Genomic DNA, 12,730 nt, shown 5'->3' with positions numbered 1-12,730 from the left:
TTAAACAATATTTTTAACAAATCCCAGAGATAAATTAACTATTCATTATCATTATCTCTAGATTATTACCATTTTAATCACTAACAACCTAACAGAACCACCATTAATTCAAAATACAAACACAATTACAAACAAATAAAATTCTTTACAAATGAATTAAAAATCCTTTATTTCATCTGCCTTACCAAGTAAAAAAACAGCGTACTCCATTTTTCTCCGTCCATCCTTTGTATCAGTTATTCGATAAACTATTTTTTAAGTTATATCCATAAAAAAAGAGGAAGCCTCTCGACTTCCTCTTTTCTATATCTAAACTAGTTTACTGTTTCAGTTTATCTAGTTCCACCTGCCCACCAAACATCTTCTGTGTATACATAACTTCCATCACCGTAAGCAGCTCTTACGTGTGGGTTGTTTGATACATCTGAGTTTCCGTATGCAAAGCGCTTAGGAAATTTAGTTGGGTCTTTATGTTGCAACTCAATTAAGTTTTCACCCATTGCTTTCCATCTTCTAATGTCGTTGTACATTTCAATACTTTCTACTTCAAAAGCAGATAAATACTTCTCTTCTGCAATGCGTTTTAATAGCTCTTCTCCTGTTAGATTTTTAGGTAAATTTCGATTATACCCATTCTCTGGATCTGGAATGTTTGGATCAGTACTTGGAGTAAAACGCACATACGTAAACTTTTGTTTTTTATTTATGTAGCCTGCATCAACTGCTGCTTGTAACGTAGCATTGGCTTCTGGGATACCTAAACGCACCTGAGCTTCCGCTTTCAAGAACAACAATTCGTGATAACTCATTAAGTAAACAGCATTAGTTGCATTAGCTAAATCACTACTCGTTCCCCAACTTAACCCTGATGGTGAATATGTACTTTGTGATTGAGTTACTCTTCCACCATGATCTACTAATACTACCGTTGGATTTTCTTTTCCTACTTTTACAAAATAATCATTTAAACGTGGATCCTCTGGGTCTAAACGTTTCATTAAATCATAATAGGTTTTAGATGAAAACATACCTTCTCTAGCTTGAAACACCGTATAAAACGGATAATCAACTCCTGGTACTTGATAGTTAAAATCTTCAATACTATTAGCAAAAGACTTATTTACATTATCAATCACCCCTTGATAATCAGGATTTTTAGCAGACAGTCGCATTAAATAACGTGCTTTCAATCCATAGGCTGCTTTTATCCAACTCTCTGAGTTTCCATTTTTATAAATCAAATCCTGTTTTCCAATACTTGGATATTTTGATTCCTTGGCTAAATTCACAACTGCATCATCTAATAAACGAAAAACTTCTTTATACAAATCTTCTTGCTTATCTATCTTTGCTTGAGGGTTCTTTAAAGGTTCTAGTGCTTCCGAATAAGGTACATCTCCAAACAAATCCGTTAGTAAAGCTAAATTATACGCTTTTAAAATTTGGGCTACACCCAAGGCATTATAATTTCCCGCTTCTGCTCCACCTTCCGAACATTTTTGTTCAACCATTTTCAAGCTACGAAGATTAACATAGATAGCATTCCACAGATTATTATACGTCGTACTTAAAGCTGGTTCACCTAAACGCTCTTGCGCATTATAAAACTGAGCATGAGCGCCTCCCAACAATTCGGTATAAATTGATGCATAAAAAGCTAAATCTGATCCTGTAACATAGAATCCTGTTTTCGTCATTACTTCCGTAAGTATAAATCGAGACTCAACAAATTCAGGATTATTTTTGTTTTTATTTATATCGTCCATTTTATCTTCGGAACACGATTGCAAGGACAAAGCTCCAATGACGATACTTGCTAAAATATATTTAATTCTTTTCATTTTTCACTTCTAATTAAAATGTAACATTTACTGAGAAACCAATACTTTTGGCTTGAGGGATTGAATAATGTTCAAAACCACCACTCATGTTATTATTTCCTTGAGACGCTTCTGGATCTAAGTTTGGCATTTTTGACCACAACAATATGTTACGCGCAAAAGCAGATACTCTCAAATCAACTTTGTCTTTCCAAATTTTCTCAAACTTATACCCCAAGCTTACATCGCGTAGTTTCACAAAGCTCGCATCGTATACATTACTCTCTGTAATATTACTCATCACATTTTCATAATCTGCACGTGTCTCACTTGTAATTGCTACGTCATTTTTTACATAAGATCCATCTGCTTGTTCACGAACCCCATTGAATACGAATGATTGATCACGATTTCCTGTACTTGCAGCTGTTCCATATAGTTTCATTCCCATATTGGATCCGCTGTACATTTTTCCACCGTTTTTCCATTCCACTGTTGCACTTAAGTTCCAACTTTTCCAAGTTAAACTCGTAGAACCTCCTAAGATAAATTTAGGTGCCACCTCTCCTAACGCTTTTGTTACTCCGAGAATTGGCATACCATTTTCATCCACTAAAATATCTCCTTGTTCGTTACGAGCGAATGAGTTTCCATAAATTACAGGGAAACGATCTCCTGCTTGCGCACGAATTTGTGGTTCCACAAATCCTCCCAACATGATATTCTCTACTCCTTCTTTCAATTCATCTACTTTAGAATCAATTTTAGAGAAGTTAGCATTGATGGTCCATTGCCAATCTTGCGTTTGGATTGGTGTTACAAAAGCGGTAATTTCATGCGCAATTGTATGAATTTTACCACCATTTGTCATAAAACTAGCTGCCCCTGTTGATCCCGCTAAAGGCACTGGAAAAATTTGGTCCTTCACATCTTGACGTGAGAAAGTATAGTCAATTCCAAAACGATTATCAAAGAATCTAAAGTCTCCACCAAACTCCCATGATTTGGTATTTTGCGGTTTTAAATTGGGATCATAAATTGTTGAATATGGAATATAACCCGCTGCTCCATTTAGTGGATACAATACAGGATTACTAGACCAGAATCCACCAGCATAGCTAGGTGTATAGAAATAATCATTGTAATAATCTCCTGCCTGTCCTACTTCAGCATAAGATGCTCTCAATTTTGCAAAGCTCAAACCACTCTTCCCTTTTAATCCTTCTAGTTCTGTCAACACAAAACCTAAAGATACCGAAGGGTATACAAAGTCTCTATTTCCTCTTGGCATGGTAGACACAATGTCTTTACGAATAGTACCATTCAAGAATAACATATCACGGTATGAGAAACCTACATTCGAGAAAAACCCAACATTACGTTTCATACGACGTGTCTCTTCAGATGTTACTGACACCGCATTTCCAATCGTTGGCCATCCTCCAAAATTCAGTCCTCCTCCAAAATCATCATACATTTTTAGGCTAGTCTCATTAAATTCATTTCCAACCATGATGTCAAAACGGAAATCGTCTCCCAATAGCATATCGTAGTTGATAGTAAATAAGGAGTTCGTCACCGTATTAGTCACTCCATATAAGTTCAAATTCGCTGTAGTTCCAGCCATATTATGTCCTGATCCAAATTCATATACATCGCGATAATGTGTTGTATACGTATCTACCCCAGCTTGGTAACGGAAGGTTAAGTTTTTAGAACCATCTGTACTAATTTCTGGTGCATAGGCAATATTGGCATTTCCATAAAAACGACCTGTTTTTTCAGAAAACTCATTGTGTTCCGCTGCCCAAAAAGGATTATTAAATGAACCTGTTCTAAAGTGTATTTGTTCATAAATACTCTCTGGTGTATGAATTGGGGTTCCTTTTTGATTATAACTTACAGGTGCTCCCCAAACTCCTGGCAATACAGAGTTATTTGCCGCAGAAGCTTTTTGAACATCACTCGTAATATAACTACCCGCAAAACCAGTCGTCCATTCTGAGTTTAACTTCGTTTCACCCGAGAATTTAATCGTCGTACGTTTCATTTCCGTACCTGGCATAATCCCTTCTTGTGTTGTATTTGCTAAACCAAAAGAGTAATTTGTTTTCCCTGTGTTTTGGCTAATATTAAAGTTATTTGTCAAGGTTTTACCTGTTCTAAAATAATCATCAATATTATCGTATACTCCTGGTTTCACCCAAGGATCTAATCCTGCTTTTGCTAATTGAGGTACATAGTATTGTCCTGGTCGCAAAACACCTCCGTTTATATCATTAGCAACATTCCCTCCATATTTAGGGTCATTTGGCAATTCAGAAATTTTAGGTCCCCAAGACATAGAACTTGTAGGATCATATTTTCCATCTACACCTTGCGCGTAAGTTTTTTGTAAACTAGGTTTTTTAGATAAGGTCTCAAAACTACTCGTTGACGTAAAACTAATTACAGGTTTTCCTTCTTTTAGCCCTCTACCGCTTTTGGTTGTAATTACCACTACTCCATTAGATGCACGGATACCATATAAAGCTGAAGCCGCTTGTCCTTTTAAGATATTGATTGTTTCAATATCACTCGGATCAATATCTATCGCACGGTTAGCAATATCTGCTCCTGACGTACTATTTCCTGTAGAAATTGGCGCTGTTGATTCGATTGGCATTCCGTCAATTACGTACAAAGGCGTATTATTCCCTGTAAAAGAACGAGCTCCACGAATTACAATTTGAGAAGACGCTCCAGGCGCACCACTTGATGGAGTGATTTGAACACCTGCTAGCTTTCCTTGTAAAGCACCTGATAAACTACTGTTTTCAGTTTTGTTGATATCAGCCGCTTTTAATTCTTGTGTTGCGTATCCTAAAGCTTTTGCACTTCGCTTGATTCCCATAGCTGTAACAACTACTTCCTCCAATTGATGTTCATCAGCAACCATGGCTACGTTAAACACATTAGCACCCCCAACGGTATGCTTCACATCTTTCATTCCAATAAACGAAAAGACAAGCACTTCACCTTGCTTGGCTTTTATGGAATATTTACCATCTAAATCGGTTTGTGTCCCCATCTGGGTTCCTTGAATCACAACCGTCACCCCTGGTAGTGGCATACCTTCTTCTGATACCACTCCCGATAGTGTTTTTTCCTGCGCAAATCCTACTTGTACCAGTAAGATCATGATGCACGCATAAATCCACTTAATCTTCGATCTCATTCTTAAAAAATTGATTAGTTAGTTAAACAAAACTAAACCTTTTTTAGCAGAACCGTTTTAGCATATACACGACACATCAACAAAAAAGCAAACACTAACGAAATAAATATACATAATTCATATATTTATCGCCAATTTAATTAAAATACAATCATTTTAAACACAATCCTGAACACTAACATCAAGTATCCAAATATTAGACTAAGCAAACATTTAATATATTTTTAGCATTATTCCTATTTTTTCATTAACGAATACTATCTAACATTTTTCTCATAATAGCTATTAAAAAGAAGAGTTAATCCAAACAAATTATTGATACATAGAAAGAAATTCAAAAATGATTTCTATATTTTACCTAATAACCCCACTACTGTTAAAAAATAAATAATTAGCTAGACCGCTTCTGATAGCAAACAAAAAGGTGTCTGATCCTTAAGAATCAGACACCTTTCTAAAAACCATTGATTTACGCTATAATTTAAGGCGCTTTACGTGGTTTATTTGATAGTTAAAGTCTTTGATAAAGACGATTGATTTTTTACTTGCAGACCACATAGACGAACCAACTGGTATGTAAGTATTCATCGTATATAACTTCACACCATTCTTATCACCACCTAAAATAACATGCATAGCTGTGCTTACTAGAATTTCATGATCTACTTGACCTTGATAGGCAATCGGAAATCCATAAAATTCATTTTTGGTAAAAAAATACGATTTTATTTCTTGTGTATCAAACGCCCCTTCAGACAAACCTATTTCAGGTTTTTTTCTATCAATATAGAACTGAGTAGCACTATTCATTGTTAAATAAGCGAAAGCCCCTGATTCAAAAACAGAGATTGTTTTTGCTTTAGCTTCATCCTTAGCATAGGATATCTTTCTCAAAAAACGATCACTTTCCAAAATATAAAAATCTTGGTCAATATAGGACACAGGAGTATTTAATCGAACAGAAGCCTCTATTCCTGTACCATCTTTAGGTTGAGAGGATGATCCATTAGGTCCTCCAATAAAAAATGACAGCTCATCTTCTTGTTCATTCAACCCTAAGGTATAAATTTTCCCTTCATCTTGAACAAGCAATTTATTTTGTGCAGGCCAAAACGAAATAAATTTTAAATCACCATTTTGTACTTTAGCAAAAGGAAGTACTCTTTTACTCTGTGCGTCAAATTTCCAAATTGTTTTTCGATTAGGCTGGCTTTTATTCGTCAAGATTGTATAAAAATTCCCTTGTTTATCTAGCGTTATTTTATCATCTAACTTAACATTCTTAACATCAAAATCTTTCAAATATTCAGCTTCTACGATAATGTCAATTTTCCCTTCGCTATTCACCTTGCGGATATCAAAAAGAAAACTATCATATAAAGTAAAAAAAGTAGCCTCTGAAGAAGTTGCAGACATCAGACGAATATTATCAATTGTTGCTTCAATAGCAGGAACAACATTGAGTTTAAATTCAGCTTGAATCACTTTCTGAGTAGGCTCCCCTCCCTCATTATCATCAGAAGAACTACAAGACACAACAAAAGGAGCTGTTACTAAAATACAACTCAACAAGGTCAATAATTTATTCATTACTATAATAATTTATCTCCAAAAATACAGGAACTAAATAAGTTAGCCCTTTACATTAAGATAGTTTTTAAACAAGTTTAATACACTTTAAGTTTTATCAGCAACACTATACTTTAAAAAATCAACTCCAAATAAAAAGGTCGAGACAAATCTCGACCTTTTTCTAAACTACTATTATAGTTCAACACTAGTTTATTTTAACTCTGAATTATAGTCTACTTCACGAGCTGGTATTTTCCAAGTCCATTTATGTCCAATATTAGCAGGTATTTTAACTGCTAAGCTACTCACATAATTACCACCTTTACCACCTTCTTTACGATCAATATCTAAGTTCCAACGTTTCATATCAAACCAATCAAATCCTTCACCCCATAACTCTAACCCACGATAGTTTACAATTTGTTTGAAAAGCTCTGCATCCGTTAACGCTGCATTATCATATGCTGTATCACGACCAGACGTTTTATTCAACTCTGTTAATGTAGCTTTTGCCGCAGCAATATTTTGTTGAAAATACTGTGCTTCTGCTTCAATTAAATACATCTCTGATGAACGGAAATGGTTGATATTCCCAACTCCTGGCATATCATTTGCTTTAATCTTAAACTGCATATAAGCTGCCACTAAAGCATCTGAACGCAATTCTGGATATTTCGCTCTTGTATCTTTATCCATCTTAGAAGTTTCTGGTTTTTCCACCTCACCTGTCGTTAATGAATATTCCCCCTCATACTCTTTAGGATCCAAGAACAACCCTTTACGGATATCTGTATCAGGAATTTGATCAAAAAGTTCTTTACTAATGCGTTTTGGATAAACACGAACAGCACTAGCTGAAGAGTTATATGCTATATAAGCATGGTAAGCATAAAAATGCAATTGCTCATCAGAAGCTCCATAACTACCCCAAATCCACTCAGAAGTTGGGTTTGCAAATCCATCCTTATACTGTGCCTCATTCATTAATGGATAACTTGCTCGTGCTAATACAGCATGTTTTTCAGCTGTCGGATAATCCTTTTTAGCTAAAGCTGCTCTAGCATAAATCGCATGATACACATCTTGGTTCATTTCAAAGAATTTTTTGCGATCTAATCCACTTTCATCTGCCAAAACAAGTGCCTGGTCTAAATCTTCATAAATTGCTTTGTATACCTCCGCTAAACTAGACAATGGCATGCTTACAGGATCATTCATTGAACGTCTTAAAATCAAACATTCTTGTGCCCCGTTATTGCTATCATCCCAACGATATCCATATAATTGTGCTAACATTGTATAGCTATATGCTCTATAACCTAGCGCTTGTGCTTTTAACTGTTTTTTCTTAGCATCAGTTCCTTCAGCAGCATCAACTTGATCTATAATTTGATTCGCATTTGTAATCAACATATAGTAATAATGCCAAGGATAATAATCATAAATAGAAGTCGTATTGTCAAAATACACGCCATTAATAATAGGTGCCCATCCTGGTAAGTTTACTCTGAAGTTATTTCCAGAGTATTCACCATAATACATTTTGATAGTTCCTTCCCCATTAAATCCTTGAGAAATATGCTGAGTAACCATCAATTTAGCCAATCCATTCACAGCCATTTCCACCATCTCTGTTGTCTTAAAAACAGTTGTTGGCGAAGTCTCGTCTGTTGGATAAGTATCTAGGTAATCTTTACTACAAGAAGCAAAAGCCAGAACTGTTGCTAGTGTAAGATATTTTATATATTTAATTTTCATTATTCCTTTTTTTTATTGATTAAAAAGCCACATTAACACCTAATGTAAATGTACGTGGTGTAACATATGTATTATATAATACCCCATTAAACGTTTGTTGTGGATTCATCCCTTGACGTTTTGTAAAAGTGGCTAAATTCTCAACCCCTAATGTTAAACGCATACCACTAACTCCAATTTTCTCCATTGTTTCTTTAGGCATTTCGTAGCTAACATTAATATTTTTAACTACCAAATAAGAAGCATCTTTTAACCATCTAGTCGATAAATCCCCTCTTGTATAAGTATCTCTATTAAAATCTACTACTGGAATACCATTTGGATCAATGCGATTAGCAGATCCTTCTGTCATTCCTTCTGGGGCACCATTCCAAGCTCCTAAAATATCACTGTGAATAGCTCCTGGGTTTGCACTTACACTCATTAAGTCTTGGTATGAATTATCATAAACTTTTCCACCAATACTGTAGGTAAATAAGGCAGATAAAGAGAAGTTTTTGTATGATAACATCGTATTGAAACTACCTGATACTTTTGGAATTGCACTACCTGAGAAATCTTTTTTAGCATAAGTCGTATAAGTCGTGTAGTCATTACCATTAATTGTCGTAACATACTTACTATCGATTACTTCTTTACCATCATCATTTTTCCCAACACTATATTTATCCTTATTGATTTCATAAAGCGCATTACCCGTCATTTGATCTACTCCAACATATTGATACAAATAGAATTCATGAACACTTTTACCTTCCATAGCTTTATGGAAAGATGTTGTTTGAATACCATCTTTTCTATTTTCAGGTGCTAACTCCACCACTTTATTTTTCAACCAAGTTGCATTGGCACCAATATTCCATCTCCAATCTCCTTTTTTAATCACATCTACATCAAAAGCAATCTCAATTCCTCTATTTGAAATACTTCCAATATTTGAAACAATTTTTGAAGCTCCTTCTGTTGGAGTAGTTGATCCATTTGACAAAGGTTGATTTAAATCAGTCAATAGATTTTGTGAACGTTTGTCAAAATATTCCAAAGATAAATTCACGCGGTTAAACAATCTTGTATCTAATGCAACATCAAAAGAAGAAGAAGTTTCCCATTTTAAATCTTTATTACCATTTTGTGATTTATACAATGCTGTAGCACCACCGTTTTTATCGATAGCATATAAATCTTGATAAGCATAAAATGTTGCCGCCATGTCATTACCTACTTCACCATAAGAAGCTCTAATTTTTAAATGATCCATAAATGAAACATTAAAAAAGCTTTCATTACTTACAACCCAGCTAGCTCCAGCTGACCAGAAGTTACCCCATCTATTGTCCTTGTGGAATTTTGACGAACCATCTCTTCTGAACGATCCTTCAACAAAATATTTATTTGCATAATTATATTTAACACGAGATAAATATCCTTCAGTTCTATAAATATTCGTATAGTCATATAAATTGGTCACATCATTGAAGTTAATCAAATCTACCATTCCTGGGAACGTTTGATTTGATTTCATTGTATACAAATAGGTATATTCTGTACTGTAGTTTTCATGCCCTACTAATGCCTGAACATTGTGCTGACCGAAATCTTTATTCCAGTTTAACAATTGTTGAGCTGTATACGTTTTGTAACGATACATCGTTCTTCTACTACGCCCATTAGTTCCAGCTCCATCACCAATAATCCCGTTATCATAGTGACGTTCTTCTGTATTACGCGTATTTAAATCACCGCGAATTGTAAATGTGAAATCGTTTAAAAATTTTATATCTGCAAAAACTTGTCCGCTAAATGTATTGCGGATTGTCTCACGGCTATTTAGATCATTTTCCCAAACCACATGTCTTCCAACATATTGTGCTCTAGATTTCGTTCCATCATCGTACATTAAACTACCTGTTTCATCATATAAATATGCTCCAGTTGATGGATCATGCATATGCACAGAATAAATAGGAGCAATTCCTCTTGCAAACATAAAAGGATTCGCATAACTATTAGAATTATCTGCTGATGCAGTAATTCCATTAGAAACTTGATGTGATCCAGATAAATTTGTTCCTACTTTCAACCAGTCGTTTACTTGATAATCTGCATTAGTACGTCCTGTAAAACGGGTAAAATCAGAATTTTTAAAATAAGCTTCATTATTCAAAAATCCTGCAGAAAAATAAGCCCCTCCTTTATCGTTAGAAACACGTCCGTTCATATTAATATCTTGATAGTAACCTGTTCTTTCAATTGGCTTATACCAATCTAAATCCCCTCTATATCCATCAAGTATTTGAGCGTTACTTTTTAATTTACCATTTTCAAACAATTGATTTGCAGGTAAATTATAAATATTTGCTTTTAAAATCTCATTAACTAAATTAGCATTTGCTGCATCGTTAGCCTCTGCTACTGATTTCCCACTTGTAACCTGTCCATTTCTGTAACCTGTCCACATCGTATTCATAAAATCATCTGCACCTACACGATCATACTCCTTGATACCTCTAACATAGACACCTTGTTTCATATCTATATTAAACGATCCTCCTGCTTTATTTCCTTTCTTAGTTGTAATCAAAATTACTCCATTAGAAGCTCTATTACCATATAATGTTGTTGATGAAGCATCTTTCAATACTGACATACTTTCTATATCCGCAGGGTTAATATCTGTAATACTTCCTCCATATGGTACACCATCCACTACATACAACGGCGAGTTTGCGTCCACTCCATTCACTTTACCTCTTAATGAAGTAAATCCACGAATACGAACTTCTGGCTCCGCCCCAGGTTGTCCGGATGTATTATTAACCTGAACCCCTGCAGCGGTACCTTCTAAAGCCCCAATTGCATTCGTCGCAGGTCTCTTCTGAATATCTTCCGATTTTACAACAGCAATTGACCCTGTTACTGATTCTTTTGAAGCAGTACCATACGCTACTACTACAACCTCATCAAGAACACTATCTTCTGCTTTCATTACCACATTAAATGTGTTTGCAGCAGCAACTTTATGTTCAACATTCTTTAATCCTATAAACGAAAACACAACCACCTCTCCTTGGTTCACTTTAATAGCATAGTTTCCATCTAAATCCGTTTGAGTCCCCATTGTTGTCCCTTTGATAACAACAGTAACCCCTGGTAACGGGTATCCATCCTCAGTCACAACCCCTTTTAGCGTTTTTTCCTGAGCGAATGAAAATTGCACAAATAGTACCATAAATAGCACTAAAGTCCATTTTAACTTTGATCTCATTATTTAAATTGAATTAGTTAGTTCGCAAACATAAAAAACTAAACTAAAACCTAGTTAACTTTTCCTATCATTAACTAGAAACAAACCAACGAATTACTAAAGAATAGAAATAAAATCAATGAAATTATATTAAAAAAAATAAATCAATAAAAAAACAAATTAAAAATTCAAATAATTCCCACACGACCTTTCATTAAAAAACTTAATAAAGCCTTATCATTCCCTTCACATTTAACAGCAACAAAATCGCTCGTGTTTTCACAAAAAAACACAACCAACTAGCTATCAACAAACAAAGACAAAACAAGCCAAAAGGCTATAACTTTCATCAAATGTTAAATTTTAAGTTGTTATGATTTATTTAATGGATTTCTTAGCAAATATTACCTTTTCAGCCTTTGGATTCACTTGTAGAACCTTACCTTTGTTCTTCATATTTTCGCTTATGTTATTACATCATTTTTCAGAATCACAATATGAAGCCGGAACAGATGAAGCTGGCAGAGGCTGTATTGCAGGCCCAGTAACTGCTGCTGCTGTCATTCTTCCCCCAGATTTCGCCAATGAGATCTTAAATGATTCCAAACAACTTTCGGCTAAAAATCGTTATGCTTTAAGAAGCATTATTGAAGAGCAGGCTCTAAGTTATGGCGTAACACATTTACACGAAGATGTTATTGAAGAATTAAACATTTTACATGCTGCCATAAAAGCCATGCATGAAAGTGTACATCAACTGCGCCCTATACCTGATTTCTTAATCGTAGATGGAAATAAATTTACCCCCATTCCCTCTATTCCTCATCAGTGTATTGTCAAAGGAGATGCCAAATACCTAAGTTTAGCTGCTGCATCTGTATTAGCCAAAACGTATCGGGATGATTACATGAATCAAATCCACGAAGAATTTCCTATGTACAATTGGAAAAAAAACAAAGGATATCCAACACAAGAACACCGAGCTGCTATTTTAGAATACGGTCCTTGTAAATATCATCGAAAATCATTCAAGCTTTTACCTGATCAGTTAAAATTAGAATTATAGCATAAAAAAAAGACTCTTTTTACTAGTAAAAAGAGTCTTTTTTTTATGCTTGT

General features: G+C 34.8%; 6 protein-coding genes. 1 reads left to right on the top strand and 5 read right to left on the bottom strand.

Going from position 1 to position 12,730, the window contains the following annotated elements; all coding sequences use genetic code 11:
* Positions 1-332: 332 nt before the first annotated feature.
* The 5 genes from ACUTSE_RS06070 to ACUTSE_RS06050 form a co-directional block, all read right to left on the bottom strand.
* Complete coding sequence (locus ACUTSE_RS06070) at positions 333-1,841, bottom strand: SusD/RagB family nutrient-binding outer membrane lipoprotein (RefSeq protein WP_445639582.1); 1,509 nt, start codon at positions 1,839-1,841, stop codon at positions 333-335.
* A gap of 13 nt (positions 1,842-1,854) precedes the next feature.
* On the bottom strand, positions 1,855-5,037 hold the full coding sequence (locus ACUTSE_RS06065) for a SusC/RagA family TonB-linked outer membrane protein (protein WP_445639581.1): 3,183 nt from the start codon (positions 5,035-5,037) through the stop codon (positions 1,855-1,857).
* Positions 5,038-5,511: 474 nt separating this feature from the next.
* Positions 5,512-6,627, bottom strand: coding sequence for a hypothetical protein (locus ACUTSE_RS06060; protein WP_445639580.1), 1,116 nt, complete (start codon positions 6,625-6,627; stop codon positions 5,512-5,514).
* A gap of 192 nt (positions 6,628-6,819) precedes the next feature.
* The gene (locus ACUTSE_RS06055; protein ID WP_445639579.1) at positions 6,820-8,367 is read right to left on the bottom strand and encodes a RagB/SusD family nutrient uptake outer membrane protein; all 1,548 of its coding nucleotides are present in this window, start codon (positions 8,365-8,367) and stop codon (positions 6,820-6,822) included.
* Between the two features lie 19 nt (positions 8,368-8,386).
* Entirely contained in the window at positions 8,387-11,632 is a 3,246-nt protein-coding gene (locus tag ACUTSE_RS06050; protein WP_445639578.1) for a SusC/RagA family TonB-linked outer membrane protein, read from the bottom strand.
* Between the two features lie 445 nt (positions 11,633-12,077).
* On the opposite strand from ACUTSE_RS06050, the gene ACUTSE_RS06045 reads away from it, so the two are divergent.
* Positions 12,078-12,677: a ribonuclease HII gene (locus ACUTSE_RS06045; protein ID WP_445639624.1), complete on the top strand. Its 600-nt coding sequence runs from the start codon at positions 12,078-12,080 to the stop codon at positions 12,675-12,677.
* Positions 12,678-12,730: the final 53 nt, after the last annotated feature.

It is taken from the genome of Myroides sp. TSA_177.3 (genome assembly GCF_052691955.1).
This window is presented reverse-complemented; position numbering and strand designations above follow the sequence as displayed.

What these genes read in the sequence shown, in the direction of transcription:
- ACUTSE_RS06065 (WP_445639581.1), bottom strand. Translation starts at nt 5,037, where the DNA reads ATGAGATCGAAGATTAAGTGGATTTATGCGTGCATCATGATCTTACTG.
- ACUTSE_RS06050 (WP_445639578.1), bottom strand. Translation starts at nt 11,632, where the DNA reads ATGAGATCAAAGTTAAAATGGACTTTAGTGCTATTTATGGTACTATTT.
- ACUTSE_RS06070 (WP_445639582.1), bottom strand. Translation starts at nt 1,841, where the DNA reads ATGAAAAGAATTAAATATATTTTAGCAAGTATCGTCATTGGAGCTTTG.
- ACUTSE_RS06045 (WP_445639624.1), top strand. Translation starts at nt 12,078, where the DNA reads ATGTTATTACATCATTTTTCAGAATCACAATATGAAGCCGGAACAGAT.
- ACUTSE_RS06055 (WP_445639579.1), bottom strand. Translation starts at nt 8,367, where the DNA reads ATGAAAATTAAATATATAAAATATCTTACACTAGCAACAGTTCTGGCT.
- ACUTSE_RS06060 (WP_445639580.1), bottom strand. Translation starts at nt 6,627, where the DNA reads ATGAATAAATTATTGACCTTGTTGAGTTGTATTTTAGTAACAGCTCCT.